Raw genomic sequence first — 21,281 nt, 5'->3', positions numbered from 1 at the left:
ATTGAAACAAAATAGTATAAAAGCATTGTCCATTCAAATTCGTTTGAGTGGACTTTCTTTTTGCATTCTAAATCGTTCAACGAACACAATCGAATGGCTTAATCATGTTCGACTTGACAAAAAAGCATCGCCTTTTGAGCTTTTAAATGAGTTAAAAAACGTAGTTGAGTCAAATTCGCTTTTTGAACAAACTTTTAATACGATAACCTGTGTATATCAAAATGAATTATCATGTCTTGTTCCCAAAGCGGTATTTAATGAAAATAACTTAGCCGATTATTTAAAATTTAATGCTAAGATTTTAAAGACCGATTTCATTAGTTATGATGAACTCTCTACCATTCAAAGTATGAATGTTTATGTGCCTCTGGTTAATATTAACAATTATATCTTTGATACCTTCGGAAGCTTTGAATACAAACACTCCTCTACTATTCTTATCGAATCTCTTTTGCAGTTAGGTTCTAAATTTTCAGGAGAAAAATTACATATTAATGTAAATAAAAACACCTTTGAAATTGTATATGTAAAAAATCTGGAACTTATTTTTTACAATACCTTTGAATATCAAAGTAAAGAAGATTTTATTTATTACATCTTATTTACTGTAGAACAGCTTAAACTCGATCCGGAAACCATCAAAACGGTCCTATCTGGTTCTATTGAAACTACAGATGACGATTATAGTATATTATATAAATACATTCGATTTGTAGATTTTATTCACCCAAATTATGATTATAAGTTTAAGACGGACATTAATACCAGTGCTTCACACAACGATTTCATTTTACTAAATAGCTTTAACTAATGCGAATTATTTCTGGTCAATACAAAGGGCGTCGAATTGTAGCTCCAAAAAAATTACCTGTCAGACCAACTACAGACATGGCCAAAGAGTCATTGTTTAATATTTTAAATAATCAGTATTATTTTGATGATATTTCAGTTTTAGATCTGTTTGCTGGCACAGGTAATATAAGTTACGAGTTTGCTTCCCGAGGAACTGAGCAGATTACTGCTGTCGACGAAAACTATGGCTGCATCAAATTTATAAATGAGACTGCCGAAAGTTTCGAAATGACTATTTCGACAATAAAAAGTGATGTTTTTAAATTCTTAGAAAAAACGACACAGCAACATACAATCATTTTTGCTGATCCTCCTTATGATTTTCTTACTGAAGAATTTGCCAGAATTCCGCAGTTAGTCTTTCAAAATACACTATTAGAAGACGAAGGCTTACTCATTGTTGAACATTCTAAACACACCGATTTATCTCATTTAGCGCACTATTCGCATTCCAAAAGTTATGGAGGTAATATGTTTAGTTTCTTTAAGTAAATCTACTTGTTTTTTTATTTAGGTTGAACCACTCTAATACTCCAACTGTACTAGTGCTATATTTGTAGTATAAACCCTATTAATAATTTTTTACTAACTTGTAAGTCTTCAACTCTGAGTGTATACTCATTTTGCACCTATAAATTGTCCTCCAATTTACTCCCTTCATTTTGATATGGTTAACTATGGCTATTAAGCAATCAACATATTAACTTAAATCAATTATTATGAAAGTATTACAAAAAACGATGTTAGCAGTTTTTACTTTGCTGCTATTTTTACCAATGCATGTTAATGCTCAAAAAGACCAGCCAAAGGTCACCTTAGAGTTTAAAAATGCTGAAACAGCAAATCAGCTTGTTCGAAATTACACTAAAGCGCTTCAAAATGGAGATGTTGCTAAAATGAATGCTCAACTCCATGAAAACGCTATGATTTATGGTTTAGGTGGTGCATTAGACTCTTTAAACGTAAAGCAGCACACTGCCTATTTTACAAATAGTACAAATCAGTTTAAACATTCTATTACTAATGACCTCTATTTGCCTGTTAAGGTTGAAGAGTATTGGAACGAAGGCGAATGGCTATTGTCTTGGGGAACAAACACTGTTACCGATAAAAAAACTGGAAAAACCATAATCATTCCTTACCATTCAGTATCAATGGTTGAAGGTGGTAAAATTGTATTTATGCGCTATTTCTATGATATGCTAAATATTATGGAAAGTCAAGGCTTTACACTAGCTCCTCCTAAACAATAAAATATCACAAAATAAAAACCCTTTACAAATTGTAAAGGGTTTTTTAATGGGAAAGTAAATCTATAAGCCGAATTCTGTATACCAACAAGACTAATCTAGTTGGCATCCCTATCATTTATCTGCGTTTACTGTTACCAGCAAACTTTAGCTGCCTACCCTCTAGCATCGCGCGTGCACGCTCAATCACTAGTTTACATGACATTGCACCACATAGAGTTTACCTGATTTCACTACAGCATGACCTGTACATTCTTTCTGTTGCACTTTTCCTCATCTCTCGATGGATGGCTGTTAACCACTATGATTGCACTATGGTGTTCGGACTTTCCTCAACGACAAATAAGCCGTTGCGATAAGGCGATCTACTCGTTTGCAAAAGTACAATTAATTGTTAATAACTCCTTTTAAATTACAGCATCATAATTCCTATTTTTATATTGAATTTTTAACTTTGTTATCTAAGTATTTTTAATGGAACATTTCATTGTATCAGCTCGTAAATATAGACCTCAAACCTTTAAGGATGTTGTGGGTCAGCAAGCTATTACAAACACCTTGTTAAATGCTATTGAAAACAACCATTTAGCTCAAGCCCTTCTGTTTACTGGTCCGCGTGGTGTTGGGAAAACGACCTGCGCTCGTATATTGGCCAAAATGATTAACAGTGATGGTTCTGAAACTGAAGATGAAGATTTCGCTTTCAATATTTTTGAACTGGATGCCGCATCTAATAACTCGGTTGATGACATTAGAAATTTAACAGATCAAGTAAGAATTCCTCCTCAGGTTGGAAAATACAAAGTCTATATCATTGACGAGGTGCATATGTTGTCACCTTCTGCCTTTAATGCATTTTTAAAAACCTTAGAAGAACCTCCTAAGCATTGCATATTTATTTTAGCAACAACTGAAAAGCATAAAATCATTCCAACGATATTATCACGTTGTCAGATTTTTGATTTCAAACGCATAACTGTCAAAGATGCTAAAGACTATCTGAAATATATTGCTGAAGAACAAGGTGTCAAAGCCGAAGATGACGCGCTACATATTATAGCGCAAAAAGCAGATGGTGCCATGCGTGATGCTTTATCTATTTTTGATCGTGTTGTTAGCTTTTCAGGAAAAGAATTAACCAGACAAGCGGTTACAGAAAATCTTAATGTTCTCGACTACGAAACATACTTTACAAGTACAGATCTTATTTTAGATAATAAGATTCCGGAATTATTAATTCAATACAATCACACCCTATCTAAAGGTTTTGATGGTCATCATTATATCGCAGGATTAGCGTCGCATTTTAGAGATTTGCTGGTCTGTCAAAATGAAAAAACAATTGAACTTCTAGAAGTTGGAGAAGACACAAAAGAAAAGTATTTAAAACAATCTAAAAAAGCACCTCATGCCTTTCTCATAAAAGGCATAGAACTCGCTAACGATTGCGATTTAAAGTATAAGAGCAGTAAAAATCAACGCTTACTTGTTGAACTTTGCCTTATGCAGCTTGCCTCTATCACTTTTGATGGAGAAAAAAAAAATAGCAAATATTACATAATTCCGCCATCTTATTTTAAAGCCAAAGGAATAACACCTATTCCTGTTGAAATCCCAAAAACAAACAAAACAAATGAGGTTGTTGATGAAACACCTGATACAAGCACGCCTAAAGTTAATACACCAATAGCTGCCGAGCCTGCAAAACCTGTACTGGATTTAAATAAAGATCAGCGTACATCTGGATTGTCTTTAAAAAGTATAAAAGCAAAAAAAGAGCATCAAATCAGACAAATGGAAGTTGTAATTGATGCCGAAGCTTTACCAACCGAAGCATTTACAGAAGCTGAGTTTCATGAGGCCTGGAACGCTTATATTAAACAACTTCATAAAAAAGGAGAGAAAATCATGGCTTCTATCCTTGAAATGGGAAAGCCAAAGTTAGATAACACAAGTATTAAGCTAGCATTTCCAAATGAAACATTAAAAGTTGAACTTGAGCGCGCACAGTATCCTTTGATGGAGTTTATTAGAAAATCATTGATGAATTATGATTTAAAACTCGATATTACTGTCAATGAAGAAATCTCTAAAAAATATGCTTTTACAACTCAAGAAAAGTATGAAAAACTCAAAGAGAAAAATCCAAATATAGAAGTCCTTAGAAAAACTTTTGGTCTGGATATTTAAAGTATTTATTATGAAAAAAATTAGCTTTATCATTTCTTGTATTTTGATCATTGTCCTCATGTCTTGTCATAATCGAACCAGTAAAAAAGAACGTTTAGAACAAGCTGTTACAGAATTCAATGAAAACATCAAATCAATAGATATAGACAATTACTATCCTGTCAGTTACACTGAAACAAAAACAGACTCATTGATTGCCAATACTTTCAAAGTTAGTATAAAAAATTATGCAAATATGGATTCTGAAATTCAATTAAGTCAACGCATAAATCAATTAGAAAAGACGACCAATTATCACCGTACATTTACTTCAGAAATCAGAGTAGTTGTTCAAGACAAAATTATTTTTGACACGCATATTTCTGTTGAAAATTTTATAGATTATTTGCCTTCAGATTTTTGGAATAATGCCACACTCGAACATGTTTGGGTCAATCAGGAACAATCAGATTCTGAAAAATTATCATTGGGATTATCATTTATCAATCCGGTACAACAGTCGCATAAATTATACAACTTGCGTATTGATAAACAAGGAAAACAGCGTCTAACTTTATTAGAAGATCACATTTAATTATGCTTGGATTAAAATTACCAACCGATCCGCGTTGGGTAAATATTGTAGAGAAAAATATTGAAGATATTTTAACAGATCACGCTTATTGTGAGCAGAAAGCCGCAAGTACAGCAATATCCTTGATTGTGAGTTTTCCTGAATATACCAAATTGGTTACCGAAATGACGGCCTTGGTTAAGGAAGAAATAAGTCACTTTAAGATGGTACATGATAGAATTCTGGCAAAAGGCTGGGTTTTAGGGCGTGACCGAAAAGATGATTATGTGATACAACTTTTAAAATTCTTTCCAAAAGGTGGTAGCAGAACCACACAGCTCGTTCACAGATTGCTGTATGCTGCTTTAATAGAAGCCAGAAGTTGCGAACGTTTTAGACTGCTTTCAGAAGAACTTGAAGACAAAGAACTCGCTGAGTTTTATAGAAAATTAATGGTGAGTGAAGCCAATCACTATACGATGTTTTTAGGATTTGCAAGGCAATATGGAGATCGTAATGAGGTGGATCAAAAGTGGCAGAACCTTCTTGATTATGAGGCAAGTATCATGAAAAATTTGGGTAAAAATGAAACAATTCACGGGTAAATTTCTTACATTTATTGTAATAAATCATACCCACTATGAAAAACATTTACTTTGCTTCTCTTTTTTTATTTAGTATAACTACAATCTTTGCCCAAGAGGATTTATTGGATGGCCAATGGGTTATGGATTCAATTTTTGATCATGATATTTTTTTGGAAGACCCATCAAATCCTATAACAATAGATTTTGATGTTGATGCTAATGTGATCACCATACAGAGTTTTTGTGGTGAAATATACCAAAGCTTTTATACAGCATCTACTACAGAGAATACTTTTGAAATTACAAACGCCATGTGGACTCCTACAACTTGCAGTGAAGATAATAGTTTTGAAATTGCAACTTATGGTTTGCTCTCTATTCCTACAGTACATCCTCAAATATTGATTTTTACTATTACCAACAACGGTGACTCGACCTCATTAGTACTTGATTTTGCCTACTTCGATGAAGGATTAGGGGTAACAACAGGTGTTGTTGCTAATTTCACCAAAGAAAACGATCCTCCAGAACAATTAACCACGAATTGGTACCTAGACCAAATTGTCGTTGACAATGTAATTCACAATAACTATTTCAACGAAAGTCAAAATATGGGTATCATATTCACTGCCAATCCAGGAAGTCTTGCAAATAATTTGGTTTTTGATGGGAATTCGTCTTGTAATTCCTTTGATGGTAATTATGTTGCTGATGAGAATACCATTTCGATCAACAGCATGGCTGTTACAGCCATGGATTGTGTAGGAACACCAAAACAACTCTACGAAGATTTATATATAGAAGTTTTAAGAGTTAATAACGCCATACCAAGTGTCCTCAATTATACAGCTTTTGGGACAGGTGACGCCGCGACTTTAGTAATTTCTAATCCTGCTTCTGGCGATTATGCTGTTTATGGTAAAATACCTTCGGAGACAACATTAGTACAAACATGGTATCTGTCTCGTATGGAAATTCCTGGTAGTTCTAATATAGAGATTCCCTTTTCTGATGCTCCTTCTTTATTATTTACCAATACAATTGACCCTGTGCTTTTTGAAACTCAAGCTTTAGGTAATGGCGACTGCAATAGCTTTTACTGCACCTATGAATTCTCTTTCACATCTAATGGAGACAATGTACTGATTAGAAATTTCGGAGCTACGTTGGCTGATTGTACTTCTAGCACATATGAAGATGCCTATTTTGCTACTTTAGAATCTCCTTCTTCGAATTATTTTGAATTAAAAATCATTAATGATGGCGCTACATTAATTATGACCGATTTGTTGGGTGCTAAACTAGTATTTGGAGATGCTCCATTATCTTTAGAAGATGTTGATATTCCAACACTTGATGTCGTTTTGAAAGAAAATCTAGTATCATCTGTACTAAAATTATCAGGTTTAGAACCTCTGCAAAACCCTAAATATACTATAGTTACCATTCAAGGCAAGACCATAGTAGGTGGCCCATTACTATCAGATATGATTCTAGTTGATTATTTATCATCTGGAGTATATTTTTTGAATATCACAACAGAAAATAACATCTCAAAAATACTTAAGTTTATTAAACGATAGATATAAAAAAAGCCTCAGTAGATACAAAGAGGCTTTTCAATTTTATGTGTTATTTGAGTTTTAGATTTTAATTCCAAATCCAAATTGAAATGTGGTATTTTGAGCTTCCAACCCAGAGATGTCTTCATCAAGAATGTTACTTAAACCATAATGAACACGAGCATCAATGAATAATTCATCGTTAATCATATATTCTACACCACCAACACCTGAAAAGGTGAATGTTGAAAACGCATCTTGATCTTTCCATGTTTTTAAACTTACCATTGGTCCAACACCTAAAGTAAACTTTTCACCGATAGCAAAGCGTGCCATAATTGGCATTTGTAGATAATCTGCTCTTAAATCGTCGGCTTTAGCTCCTTCAGCAGAATATTGAATTTCAAGATATGTTGAAAAGTTTTCAGTAATTCCATAATCTACGAATCCACCAAAAGCAAATCCGTTTCTATGTTGATTTGAAAATGTAGCATCTGGAGTAAAATCTAAATTTGAAATATTAAATCCTGCTCTAACACCATAACTCACTTCCTGAGAGAAAGATAGCGTTGTTGTAACTACGAATAATAAAGTAAGTACTATTGATTTCATTTGCATAAGTATTTTATTTAGGGTTCACATTTCTGTGATATTAATATCAAAATTATACTAGTATATAGCTAGATTTGAGACGGCTAATATATAATGAAAATTAAAAATACAAAATAAATATAGCCTATTACTCTCAAAAACACGCTAAAAGATCTATATATTAAAGGTTTATACTTGAAACTGTATTAAAATAGACACTTTTGATAATACCATCAGATAATCCGATTTTTGGAACATAAATATCCTTAGCTCCACTCCATTTCATAGCAGACAGATAAATTCGTGTTGCTGGAATAATTACATCGGCACGATCCTGATTAAGCTCAAGTTCTGTAATACGTTCTTCATACGAATAGGTTTGAAGCTTGTTGTAATAAGATGTTAAGTAAAAATATGTGAGCGGTTTACCTATTGATTTTCCTGATATTTTAAATATTTTATTAATATTTCCACCAGAACCTATTAAATCAATTGTGTCGTAAGTTTTCGTATTTGCCTTAATCCAGTCTTCGAGTTCAATCCAAATATCCTTCTTTACAATATCATTAAGCAAGCGAACTGTGCCAATTTTAAACGATTTTGAAGCTACCGTATTTCCGAGGTGAATAACAGAAAACTCCGTGCTTCCACCTCCAACATCAACATATAAATATGTTTTATCTTCTTTGATATACGAATGCAAATCTGTTGCTGCAATAATTGCTGCTTCTTCTTCTCCATTAATAATATCAATATCAATAGCTGCCTTTTTAGAAATAAGTTTTACCAAAGCTTTTCCGTTATCTGCCTCTCGCATAGCAGATGTAGCACAAGCCTTATAGGTAACCACTTTGTGAGATTTCATTAGTAATTTAAAAGCTACCATAGTATCCAGCATACGCTGTTTGTTTTCTTCGGAAACTTCGCCATTTAAAAACACATCAGCTCCAAGACGAATTGGTACACGAACCAATGACGTTTTTTTGAACTTTACAGGCTGCCCCTTTTGTTCAATAATACTTGAAATTAAAAGCCTTACAGCATTAGAACCAATATCTATTGCTGCGTATTTTTTTATGGTTAGCATAAATTAAGAATTCAGTTTATCTTCAAAATAATCGTAAAGTGCAAATTGGGACCTTACTTTCGGATTGTTGTTTTTACGATAATCATTATTTTGACTTTCGTCTATGATTCTTGCTTTAACATTATCACTCCAACAAATATCGAAAATATCTAATAAATCCTGCTTAATATCTTCTTGATATATCGGACAACTTACTTCAACTCTGTTTTCGATATTTCTGGTCATCCAATCTGCCGAAGAAATATAGACCTTTGTGTCGTTGTCATTGCAAAACACATATAGTCTAGTGTGTTCCAAGAATTTATCGATGATACTAATCACTTCAATGTTTTCGCTCATACCTTTAATTCCGGGAACTAAACAACAAATACCTCTGACGATCATCTGTATTTTGACACCTGCTCTACTAGCTTCATACAACTTGTCAATCATTTTATAACTTGAAATACTGTTCAATTTCAGTTTTATAAAAGCTGGCTTACCTTTTTTTACATTGTCAATTTCGGTATCTATTAAGGCAAATAATTTTGACTTTGTGTAATGCGGAGAGGTAATAATATGCTTGTAGCGATGAATTCTATAGTTAGTATGGAAAAAGTTAAAGACCTTATTAACATCTTTTAAAATTTTCTGATTGGCTGTAAACAGAGTAAAATCGGTATAAATTTTTGCTGTAGATTCATTAAAATTTCCTGTGCTTATAAATCCGTAACGTTTTAGTGAATTTTCCTCTTCACGCTCAATGACACATATTTTACTATGCACTTTCAGGCCTGAAACCCCAAACAGCATATTAACACCTTCGTCTTGCATTTGCTCTGCATAATCGATATTGGCTTGTTCATCAAAACGAGCTCTAAGTTCAATAACAACGGTTACTTTTTTACCATTTTTTGCAGCATTTATAAGTGAACTTGCAATGTGGGAAATTTGAGCTAATCGGTAAATCGTAATTTTTATAGTTTTTACCTGAGGATCTAAGGCAGCCTCACGCAAAAATTTTACGACATAAGAAAAGGTTTGATATGGTGTATGTAATAAATAATCTTTTTTTGCTATTGTATTAAATATACTTTGTTCTAGACTCAAGCCTTTCACCTTTAAAGGATCAATTTTTTTATACAATAAATCGTTTCTGCCCAGACTTGGAAATCCCATATAATCTCTTCTATTGTGATATCGTCCACCAGGAATGACACTATCTTTAGAATCGATTCCCATTTTAGTCATTAAATATTCTAAGGTTTCTTCATCAATAGTTTTGTCATACACAAAGCGTACAGGTTCGCCAATTTGCCTGTCTTTTACACTGTCGGAAATTTTTTCAATAAAACTTTTACTCAAATCACTATCAAAATCCAGTTCACCATCACGTGTAATTTTAATCATATTTGCAGTGATGCTGGTATAATTGAAAATATTAAAAATATCATCCAAACAATAGCGCAGTAAATCATCTAATATCATGATATAGCACTTGTCACCTTTACTCGGAAGAACGACAAATCGATCCATAGATTTGGTAATTTCTATGAGTGCAAATTGCTTAGAATCATTATCTAATTCCATTTTTACAGCCAAATAGGCTGCACTATCTTTTAAATGCGGAAGGTCTACTATATCATTTAAAATGATAGTAACTAAAGCAGGACTTACTTGTTGAATGAAATAATTTTTTATGAATTTATGCTGATCTTCATCAACATCTTTTTCATCAATAATAAAAATGTTTTCGCCTTCAAGTTTTTTTTGAATATTCTCTAAAATGTCTAAACTCTGGCTTTGCTGTTTTATTACTACCTGAGTTATAATTTCTAGCAAGTCGGCAGCTTTGATACCCAACTCACTCTTACCTCCTTTTCCAGCTTCATCAATACGTTTTACTGTAGCATAACGTACTTTGAAAAACTCGTCCAAGTTATTAGAAAATATTCCTAAAAAACGAAAGCGTTCAATTAACGGTACACTTTCATCTGCAGCCTCTTGTAAAACACGCTCATTAAATTGAAGCCAGCTCAATTCCCTATTTACATAGGTATTCTTATCTTTTGTCATTATTTTAAATCTCTAGGAAAAATAGTTAATTCTGTAATACCTTTTGATAAATCACTCCATGAATTTATATTCATTTTTAAGACGACCAATCCACTGGTTGGCAAATTATCAATAAAAGTATCGCCAAATATATTGCAAATAGATGTGAATGCATGATTATGACCAAAAATCATAACATTTTCATAACCATCATGTAGTCCTTTCAAAAAATTTACGACACTTTCCCCTCCAAAATCATATAAATCTTCTACAATAGTGATACGATTTAAATCAATATTTAAATTTTCCATAAAAATTTTACATGTGGTCAATGCTCTGTTTGCAGGACTAGAAAAAACAGCATCAGGTTCAAAATCGTTTGTTTTAAATGCTTGAGACACTAATTTGGCATCATTTAATCCTCTCTTTTTTAGTGGTCTATCTCTGTCGCTTACTTGGTGTTCCCAAGACGATTTCGCGTGTCTAATAAGTACAATTTTTTTCATTTATATTCGATTAAATGCAAATTTTATCGATAAAATGTTGCATAATTCCGTTTTAACGATTATTTTGCCCTCTTTATCATTTAAATTTGTCAAAAGAATTAGTAATCAGTTCATTTGTTCAGTTAAATTAATGTTTAATGACCCCAAATCAAAAATATATTAATATATCCATTTACCAAACATTGGTTACCAATGTTCTTCCCTCATTTATTATTGAATTTCTGACGAAGCCTAACAAGCATAAATCAGGTTTTTTTATTTTTTAATTTACATCGCTAAGCGAATTAATATAGTTTAAAATATTTACTCTATGAAAAAAATTACCTTGCTAATGCTGGTTTTTCTGGCTACGCTCTATACGTATGGTCAACAGCCATTGGATTTAAAAATTGAGGAAGGCGCAGATGCACCTAACACAGAGTCTGTTAGGTTTTACTTTCTATCAATAACAAATATTTCTGATGATACTGAAGGGTTTAAAATTTCAGCTAAAGATATTAGTTGTACAAATATTCCACCTGAACAACAAGTAACATTAAATAAAACTATATTAGATAGTACTCAAACTACTGAATTAACTAATATAACTCTTGGCTCTAATGAAACTTTAGAGTTTTATTTAAAAATTTCTAGACCAGATAACACGCCAGTAGACAAATGGAATTGCATCGAAGTTCAAGCAATCAATGACAATAGTATTATTTTAAGCAATGCGATTTTAATAAAATCATTAATCCCAGATCCATCCAAATTTAACTAGAAATAGTTATTACTAAACTCAAAACGTATTTATGAAAACTGCTATTCATCATAATACCAATAAAAAAATAGCCCTACTACTAGTATTGTGTTGTGGCTATTTTATCAATGCTCAAGTTTTAGACGCTTTCGATGCTAGATTCAACGAAACGGTTCAAGGAGATGTGACTATGATTGCCAATAATATGCTTTCTAGATCGGCAACTGGAGACTATGACGGATCTTCTGGAAATCATAACTTTAGCGATAATGTTTATGTCGATATTGATAATGATGCTTCAACGTTTAATTCTAGTAGTGCAAACCTGAGTAACCCAGCACCAAATTTAGAGTGTCTTTCCATTAAAAAAGCTTATTTGTATTGGGCAGCAGCAGATAGAGAACCTACTAATGATGTAAATTCTGAAAATCAACCAGGCTGGATATATAGTAACATCAAATTAATGTTACCTGGTCAAACGACTTACTCAAATTTATCGGCAGATAATGTTATATATAGAGGACGTGATGAACTCGTTCATATCAACAATGACCCTTATGTATGCTACAAAGATATAACTGCTCAAGTTCAAGCTTTAGGCGACCCATTTGGAAAATACCAAGTAGCTAATGTAGAAGCTAAAACAGGAAGCCTTACAGGTCATGGTGGTGGAAACATTGGTACTTCTGGAGGATGGCAAATCGTATTTGTTTATGAAAGTCCTAAATTACCATCTAAAAATATTAGTCTATTTGATGGTTATGCTAATGTGACAAGTGCTGTCAATAATTTTGATATTACATTTAATGGTTTTCAAACAGTTCCTATTGGTGATGTGAGTGCAAATGTTGTTATTGGGTCTTTGGAAGGTGATCGCGATTTATCTGGTGATCAACTTTTAATAAGAGATACATCTAATAATTTTGTACCTATTTCTGCACCTCAGAGATCGAGTGATAACTTTTTCAATAGCCGTATTACAGTTGGCAATGCCAATTTTATAAACAGAAACCCTAAAAGCTTAAATACATTAGGTTTTGATGCAGCGGTTTTCCCGCTTGCTAATGCGTCAAAAAACCTTATAACAAATAACCAAACTTCTGCTACATTGCGTTTAACATCTAACCAAGAAACTTATGGTTTATACCTTGTTGGACTTTCTGTTGATGTATGGGCTCCTAACCTGGCTCCAATAGACATTGTAATGGAATCTGGAACAGACCCAGCAAATCCAGGTGATATCATTGGTTACTCAATGGATATTGTAAATAGCGGGAATGATAATGCTGTTAATTTTTCTATGGCTGCTACATTGCCACCTCAGGTAAGTAATGTTATAGCTGACAACTTACCTTCTGGCGTTACCTATTCATTTAATGATTCTACTGGAGAATTAGTTTTCAATTTTATCGATGGCATGTTTGACGTTGGAGGTAATAATGTAGAACTAGATTTTGAAATCGTATTACAGGACGACTGCTATTTTCTTGAGACCAATTGTGATTTAGAATTTGAATTTCAGTTTACAGCCACCTATAATGGTGTTCAAAACCCAAGCTTACAAACAACAGTCAGTTCTGCTTCTATAAAAGACTGTAATGTTGGTGACTTACTTCCAATCGAAGTAGAAATTGTGCAACCAACTGTAGCATGGGCTACAGCTCCTGGTGCTTTAGATAGAATTATCGAATGTTCTGATACTTCTGCCATTAATAATGCGCAAAACCTAGAACCTGAAACAACGATCTGTAACTTTAATCTAACTAAAACTTCGGGCAATTTTGTTGCTGAACCAGGCTGTCCTTACAACGGTTCTTATACTAATACATGGACGTTTACCGATCAGTGTGGCGTTACTATAGAAACTTATGTTCAAAATATTTTTATTCAAGATACTACACCTCCAACTCTCGATGCAAACGCTTTTGATTTAACTGTTCAATGTAATGAAAACAGTCAAGAAGCATTAGACAACTGGCTAACTTCTAATGGAAGTGCTTCTGCTTTTGATAACTGCGGAAATGTAACTTGGTCAAACAATTTTAGCGGACTTACAGATGGCTGCGGAGAAACAGGTTCTGCTACAGTAACTTTTACAGCTACTGATGAATGCGGAAATACAACCGAAACAACAGCTACGTTTACAATCGAAGATACTGTAGGACCAACTCTTGTTGGCTTCCCATCAGATGCTAATAACGATATCCCGTCTTGTGTCAATGTTCCTGTTTTATCATTTAATAATTACCAGGAAGAATCTGGAGACAATGACAACACTACATTTCTTGAAGGTGAAGTGTTTAGGTTTAGTGATGTGTCGACTAATATTGATGCCTTATTGACCATTGTAGAGACTTTTAATACAACTATTCCTGTACTAGATGACAACTCTTCAGGACCAAATGCACTTAAGCCAAGAACTGCTTTTAGCTTAACAAATATTGGAGATAGAGCTTATACTGAATACAGAATTGATTTTGTCGATGCAACGACTGGTGACCCAGTAAGTTTACCAGAATTTTATACAAACTTTAATGATATTGATGGTGGTAGTAATTATGGAGAAGTTAACTGGACTCAATTTACCTCAAGTTATACGGTTAATGACCCTACAGATTTAACAATTACCGAAGAAGGTTCATGGATTGTTGCGACCGCTGGTACAACCGAATATGATGGTGTGACTAGTGTTAATCCTCAATCAAATATTACTACAAGAAATACCAATTCGAGTTCATATAGATTTAGATTAGGTGTTGTTGCTAGAAGAGCTAATGTTTCTGGATCAGGTAGACAACACAACATAGAATTTACGTGTATTTCTAATTATACAAATCCTGAAACAACAACTGATGAAATTACTATCGAATGTAGTGAATTAGAACCCGCAGAAACACTTACAGCTACAGACGAATGTGGTAATGCTACTGTAACTTTTGAAGAGACAAGAACCGATGGTAATTGTGATAACAATTATATTTTAGAACGAACATGGACTGCTACAGACGATTGTGGTAATGAAACTGTTAGAACTTTAATTATTAATGTACAAGATACTACGGCTCCAACGTTTACTACTCCAGCAGATATTACAATTCAATGTAACCAAGATGCCGATGACTTAACCCTTGTTGGTGATGTAACAGATGAGTTCGATGCGTGTACGTCGTCATCTGCAGATTTCCAAGCGACATATACAGATGCTATTACAGCAGGAAGTTGTGATAATCAGTTTACTATTACAAGAACTTGGTCACTAGCTGACGACTGTGGCAATACTGCTACGGACACCCAAACCATTACTGTAGTTGATACGGTTAATCCAACACTTACACTCCCAGCTGATACTACAATTGAATGTGGTCAAAGTACCGATCCTTCACAAACAGGTGTAGCAACTGGAACTGATACTTGCGGAAATGTAACTATTAACTATACTGATACTTCTGTTTCAAACTGTGGTAACACTCAAATAATTACGAGAACATGGACAGCTACTGATGATTGTGGTAACGAAACTTCTAATGCTCAAACCATTACTGTAGTCGACACTACGGCTCCTGTGATAACTATTCCTACGAATAAAATCAGAGAATGTGGAGAAGATACTAATCCACCAAATACTGGAACAGCGACAGCTACCGATAATTGTGGTAACGTCACTATTGACTATACAGATACATCAGTTTCTAACTGTGGAAATACACAAGTTATTTCTAGAACATGGACTGCTACTGATGAATGCGGAAATGTAGCTTCTGATGTACAAACAATTACTGTTGAAGATACTGGTGAACCTACACTTAATGTCCCTGCAGATATTACTATTGAATGTAATGAAAGTATCGATCCTACAAATACAGGTAATGCTACTGCTAGCGATACCTGCGGAAATGTAACTGTAACCTATACAGATGCTTCTGTTGCTGATTGCGGTAATACGGAGACAATTACTAGAACATGGACAGCTACTGACGACTGTGGTAATACAGTTTCCGAAACTCAAACTATTACAATTGAAGATACTACAGACCCAATCCTAACGTTACCTTCAGATATTACTATTGAATGTAATGATAGTATTGATCCTACAAATACGGGTAATGCTACTGCGACAGATGCCTGCGGAAATGCTACAGTATCATATGTTGATACATCTGCTGAGGCTTGTGGAAATACAGAGACAATTACAAGAACATGGACAGCAACTGATGATTGCGGTAATACGGTTTCTAGTACGCAAACTATCTCGATTGTAGATACTATAGCTCCTGACTTATCTAACTGTTCTATTGAAAATACAATATTAGAGTGTACTGACACTAATAACGAACAATTAGCAAATGATTGGAATGCGGCTAATATTGCTGCCTTAGAAGCTTGTGCTACAGATTCATGTGATACTGATTTAACAGGTCAAGTGACTTCTGATTACGACTTTAATAACTTAAACTCTACGTGTGGACCTTGTGGTACATTAAACGTAACGTATACTGTAACTGACGATTGTGGTAATGCTTCATCTGTTACAGTTACTCTAACTTTTGATGACGGAACGATTCCTGATTTATCTAACTGCTCTGTAACCGATCAATCTATCGAATGTTCTGGTGATGATAACGAGCAATTAGCTAACGATTGGAATGCAGCGAACATTGCTGCGCTTGAAAACTGTGCAGATGATTTGGGTATTACTGTAGTTTCTGATTATTCATATACAAATTTATCTTCTACTTGCGGACAAGGTGGCACTATTGATGTTGTATACACCATTAGAGATGACTGCGGAAATGCAACGACTCTAGAAGCGACATTAACCCTTGAAGATACAACACCTCCAAATTTAGATAACTGTTCTGTAACTGATCAATCTATCGAATGTTCTGGTGATGATAACGAACAATTGGCTAACGATTGGAATGCTGCTAATATTGCTGCACTTGAAACTTGTGGTGCTGATACTTGTGATACCGATTTTAATGGTCAGGTCACTTCTGATTATGCATACACCAACTTAGTGTCAACTTGTGGTCAAGGTGGTACGATTGCTGTCATCTATACGATTACTGATGACTGCGGAAATGCAACTACTTTAGAAGCTACGTTAACCCTTGAAGATTCAACACCTCCAAATTTAGATAACTGTTCTGTAACTGATACGACTATCGAATGTTCTGGTGATGATAACGAACAATTGGCTAACGATTGGAATGCGGCGAACATTGCTGCACTTGAAACTTGTGGTGCTGATACTTGTGATACCGATTTTAACGGTCAGGTGACTTCTGATTATGCGTACACGAACTTGATTTCAACTTGTGGTCAAGGTGGTACAATTGCTGTTATCTATACGATTACTGATGACTGCGGAAATGCGACTACTCTAGAAGCGACTTTAACACTTGATGATACTGTAATTCCTGATTTATCGGGATGTTCGGTTGAAAATACAACTTTGGAATGTTCTGACACTGATAATGAATCGCTTGCTGATGCATGGAATGCAGACAATATTGCTGCACTTGAAGCTTGTGCTGCTGATGCATGTGATACAGATTTTACTGGTCAGGTCTCTTCCGACTATGACTTTAATAACTTAAATACAACGTGTGGTCCTTGTGGAACATTAAATGTAACATATACCATTACAGATGACTGCGGAAATGCAACGACATTAATTGCAACATTAACCTTTGATGATGGGACGATTCCTGATTTATCTAACTGTTCTGTAACCGATCAATCTATCGAATGTTCTGGTGATGATAACGAGCAATTAGCTAACGATTGGAATGCAGCTAATATTTCAGCATTAGAAAATTGTGCGGATGATTTAGGAGTTACTGTAACTTCTGATTATGCATTCACAAATCTTACCTCTACTTGTGGTCAAGGTGGAACCATCACTGTAATTTATACGATTACTGATGATTGTGGTAACGCTACAACATTAACTGCAACTTTAACCCTTGAAGATACAACACCTCCAAATTTAGATAACTGCTCAGTAACTGATCAATCTATCGAATGTTCTGGTGATGATAACGAGCAATTAGCCAACGATTGGAATGCGGCAAACATCGCTGCGCTTGAAACTTGTGGTGCTGATACTTGTGATACAGACTTTAACGGTCAGGTGACTTCTGATTATGCGTACACCAACTTGGTTTCAACTTGTGGTCAAGGTGGAACGATTGCTGTCATCTATACAATTACTGATGACTGCGGAAATGCAACGACTCTAGAAGCTACCTTAACCCTTGAAGATACGACACCTCCAAATTTAGATAACTGTTCGGTAACTGATCAATCTATCGAATGTTCTGGTGATGATAACGAACAAATAGCTAACGATTGGAATGCAGCTAACATTGCTGCACTAGAAACTTGTGGTGCTGATACTTGTGATACCGATTTTAATGGTCAGGTCACTTCGGATTACGCCTATTCAAACTTAGTGTCAACTTGTGGACAAGGTGGTACGATTACTGTCATCTATACGATTACTGATGACTGTGGAAATGCTACTACTTTAGAAGCGACATTAACCCTTGAAGATACAACACCTCCGAATTTAGATAACTGTTCTGTAACTGATCAATCTATCGAATGTTCTGGTGATGATAATGAACAATTGGCTAACGACTGGAATGCTGCTAATATCGCTGCACTTGAAACTTGTGGTGCTGATACTTGTGATACAGACTTTAACGGTCAGGTGACTTCTGATTATGCGTACACCAACTTAGTGTCAACTTGTGGTCAAGGTGGAACAATTGCTGTTATCTATACGATTACTGATGACTGTGGAAATGCGACTACTTTAGAAGCGACATTAACACTTGAAGATACAACACCTCCTAACTTAGATAACTGCTCAGTAACTGATCAATCTATCGAATGTTCTGGTGATGATAACGAACAAATAGCTAACGATTGGAATGCGGCTAATATCGCTGCACTTGAAACTTGTGGTGCTGATACTTGTGATACTGATTTTAATGGTCAGGTCACTTCGGATTACGCCTATTCAAACTTAGTGTCAACTTGTGGTCAAGGTGGTACGATTGCTGTTATCTATACGATTACAGATGATTGTGGCAACACCACAACTTTAGAAGCGACATTAACACTTGAAGATACAACACCTCCAAATTTAGATAACTGTTCTGTAACTGATCAATCTATCGAATGTTCTGGTGATGATAACGAACAATTAGCTAACGATTGGAATGCGGCTAATATTGCTGCGCTTGAAACTTGTGGTACTGATACTTGTGATACCGATTTTAACGGTCAGGTCACTTCTGATTACGCCTATTCAAACTTAGTGTCAACTTGTGGTCAAGGTGGAACGATTGCTGTCATCTATACGATTACTGATGACTGCGGAAATGCAACTACTTTAGAAGCGACATTAACCCTTGAAGATACAACACCTCCAAATTTAGATAACTGTTCTGTAACTAATCAATCTATCGAATGTTCTGGTGATGATAACGAACAATTAGCTAACGATTGGAATGCGGCGAACATTGCTGCACTTGAAACTTGTGGTACTGATACTTGTGATACCGATTTTAACGGTCAGGTGACTTCTGATTATGCGTACACGAACTTGGTTTCAACTTGTGGTCAAGGTGGAACAATTGCTGTTATCTATACGATTACTGATGACTGTGGAAATGCGACTACTCTAGAAGCGACCTTAACACTTGAGGATACTGTAGTTCCTGATTTATCAGGATGTTCGGTTGAAAACACAACTTTAGAATGTTCTGACACTGATAATGAATCGCTTGCTGATGCATGGAATGCAGACAATATTGCTGCACTTGAAGCTTGTGCTGCTGATGCATGTGATACAGATTTTACTGGTCAGGTCACTTCTGACTATGACTTTAATAACTTAAATACTACATGTGGTCCTTGTGGAACATTAAATGTAACATATACCATTACAGATGACTGTGGAAACGCAACGACATTAATTGCAACATTAACCTTTGATGATGGGACGATTCCTGATTTATCTAACTGTACTGTTGAAGACATGTCAATTGAATGTTCTGGTGATGATAACGAGCAATTAGCTAACGATTGGAATGCTTCTAATATTTCAGCATTAGAAAACTGTGCGGATGATTTAGGAATTACTGTAACATCTGATTATGCATTCACAAATCTTACGTCTACTTGTGGTCAAGGTGGAACCATCACTGTAATTTATACCATTACAGATGATTGTGGTAACGCGACAACATTAACTGCAACTTTAACTCTTGAAGATACAACACCTCCAAATTTAGATAACTGCTCAGTAACTGATCAATCTATCGAATGCTCTGGTGATGATAACGAACAATTGGCTAACGATTGGAATGCAGCTAACATTGCTGCACTAGAAACTTGTGGTGCTGATACTTGTGATACTGATTTTAATGGTCAGGTCACTTCTAATTTTGCATATTCAAACTTAGTGTCAACTTGTGGTCAAGGTGGTACGATTGCTGTCATCTACACAATTACGGATGACTGCGGAAATGCGACTACTTTAGAAGCGACATTAACCCTTGAAGATACAACACCTCCAAATTTAGATAACTGTTCTGTAACTGATCAATCTATCGAATGTTCTGGTGATGATAACGAACAATTGGCTAACAACTGGAATGCTGCTAATATCGCTGCACTTGAAACTTGTGGTGCTGATACTTGTGATACCGATTTTAACGGCCAGGTGACTTCGGATTATGCATACACCAACCTGGTTTCAACTTGTGGACAAGGTGGTACGATTGCTGTCATCTATACAATTACTGATGACTGCGGAAATGCGACTACTTTAGAAGCGACGTTAACCCTTGAAGATACCACACCTCCAAATTTAGATAACTGTTCTGTAACTGATCAATCTATCGAATGTTCTGGTGATGATAACGAACAATTAGCTAACGATTGGAATGCGGCGAACATTGCTGCGCTTGAAACTTGTGGTGCTGATACTTGTGATACTGATTTTAACGGTCAGGTGACTTCGGATTATGCGTACACGAACTTGGTTTCAACTTGTGGTCAAGGTGGAACAATTGCTGTCATCTATACGATTACTGATGACTGCGGAAATGCGACTACTTTAGAAGCGACGTTAACCCTTGAGGATACTGTAGTTCCTGATTTATCGGGATGTTCGGTTGAAAACACAACTTTAGAATGTTCTGACACTGATAATGAATCGCTTGCTGATGCATGGAATGCAGACAATATTGCTGCACTTGAAGCTTGTGCTGCTGATGCATGTGATACAGATTTTACTGGTCAGGTCACTTC

13 protein-coding genes and 1 other RNA gene are annotated in these 21,281 nt (G+C 35.0%); 9 read left to right on the top strand and 5 right to left on the bottom strand.

What is annotated here, in order from left to right; translation table 11 throughout:
* Window position 1 precedes the first annotated feature (1 nt).
* The 3 genes from H7350_RS05930 (at window position 2) to H7350_RS05920 (ending at window position 2,105) form a co-directional block, all read left to right on the top strand.
* Complete coding sequence (locus H7350_RS05930; protein WP_204344982.1) at window positions 2–811, top strand: DUF3822 family protein; 810 nt, start codon at window positions 2–4, stop codon at window positions 809–811.
* Window positions 811–1,344: a 16S rRNA (guanine(966)-N(2))-methyltransferase RsmD gene (gene rsmD / locus H7350_RS05925; protein WP_204344981.1), complete on the top strand. Its 534-nt coding sequence runs from the start codon at window positions 811–813 to the stop codon at window positions 1,342–1,344. Before H7350_RS05930 ends, rsmD begins: the two co-directional genes overlap by 1 nt.
* Window positions 1,345–1,571: 227 nt before the next feature.
* The gene (locus H7350_RS05920) at window positions 1,572–2,105 is read left to right on the top strand and encodes a nuclear transport factor 2 family protein (RefSeq protein ID WP_204344980.1); all 534 of its coding nucleotides are present in this window, start codon (window positions 1,572–1,574) and stop codon (window positions 2,103–2,105) included.
* 47 nt (window positions 2,106–2,152) lie between these two features.
* Here the strand turns inward: H7350_RS05920 and rnpB are convergent.
* Window positions 2,153–2,474: RNase P RNA component class A (gene rnpB, locus H7350_RS05915), an RNA gene on the bottom strand.
* A gap of 102 nt (window positions 2,475–2,576) precedes the next feature.
* Here rnpB and dnaX point away from each other — a divergent pair.
* The 4 genes from dnaX to H7350_RS05895 are packed head-to-tail and all read left to right on the top strand — an operon-like array spanning window position 2,577 to window position 7,015.
* Entirely contained in the window at window positions 2,577–4,292 is a 1,716-nt protein-coding gene (gene dnaX, locus H7350_RS05910) for a DNA polymerase III subunit gamma/tau (protein WP_204344979.1), read from the top strand.
* Between the two features lie 10 nt (window positions 4,293–4,302).
* Complete coding sequence (locus H7350_RS05905; protein ID WP_204344978.1) at window positions 4,303–4,866, top strand: hypothetical protein; 564 nt, start codon at window positions 4,303–4,305, stop codon at window positions 4,864–4,866.
* Window positions 4,867–4,868: 2 nt separating this feature from the next.
* Entirely contained in the window at window positions 4,869–5,450 is a 582-nt protein-coding gene (locus H7350_RS05900; RefSeq protein ID WP_204344977.1) for a MiaE family protein, read from the top strand.
* A gap of 35 nt (window positions 5,451–5,485) precedes the next feature.
* Complete coding sequence (locus H7350_RS05895; RefSeq protein WP_204344976.1) at window positions 5,486–7,015, top strand: META domain-containing protein; 1,530 nt, start codon at window positions 5,486–5,488, stop codon at window positions 7,013–7,015.
* Between the two features lie 60 nt (window positions 7,016–7,075).
* Here H7350_RS05895 and H7350_RS05890 read toward each other — a convergent pair whose 3' ends face one another.
* From H7350_RS05890 to H7350_RS05875, 4 genes are all read right to left on the bottom strand, one after another.
* Window positions 7,076–7,606, bottom strand: coding sequence for a porin family protein (locus tag H7350_RS05890; RefSeq protein WP_204344975.1), 531 nt, complete (start codon window positions 7,604–7,606; stop codon window positions 7,076–7,078).
* 160 nt (window positions 7,607–7,766) lie between these two features.
* Window positions 7,767–8,672: a Ppx/GppA phosphatase family protein gene (locus H7350_RS05885; RefSeq protein ID WP_204344974.1), complete on the bottom strand. Its 906-nt coding sequence runs from the start codon at window positions 8,670–8,672 to the stop codon at window positions 7,767–7,769.
* A gap of 3 nt (window positions 8,673–8,675) precedes the next feature.
* Entirely contained in the window at window positions 8,676–10,727 is a 2,052-nt protein-coding gene (gene ppk1, locus H7350_RS05880) for a polyphosphate kinase 1 (RefSeq protein ID WP_204344973.1), read from the bottom strand.
* The gene (locus tag H7350_RS05875; RefSeq protein ID WP_204344972.1) at window positions 10,727–11,212 is read right to left on the bottom strand and encodes a SixA phosphatase family protein; all 486 of its coding nucleotides are present in this window, start codon (window positions 11,210–11,212) and stop codon (window positions 10,727–10,729) included. Before H7350_RS05875 ends, ppk1 begins: the two co-directional genes overlap by 1 nt.
* A 310-nt stretch (window positions 11,213–11,522) precedes the next feature.
* On the opposite strand from H7350_RS05875, the gene H7350_RS05870 reads away from it, so the two are divergent.
* Together H7350_RS05870 and H7350_RS05865 are read left to right on the top strand one after the other, a co-directional pair.
* The gene (locus H7350_RS05870) at window positions 11,523–11,972 is read left to right on the top strand and encodes a hypothetical protein (protein WP_204344971.1); all 450 of its coding nucleotides are present in this window, start codon (window positions 11,523–11,525) and stop codon (window positions 11,970–11,972) included.
* Window positions 11,973–12,003: 31 nt separating this feature from the next.
* Window positions 12,004–21,281: HYR-like domain-containing protein (locus H7350_RS05865; protein ID WP_204344970.1), on the top strand; the 9,278-nt coding region annotated here is incomplete at its 3' end.

It is taken from the genome of Psychroserpens algicola (assembly GCF_014526325.1).
In the GTDB taxonomy this organism is placed as follows: domain Bacteria; phylum Bacteroidota; class Bacteroidia; order Flavobacteriales; family Flavobacteriaceae; genus Psychroserpens; species Psychroserpens algicola.
Note: the sequence above shows the minus strand (reverse complement) of the source record. Positions and strands in the feature narration are given on the sequence as shown.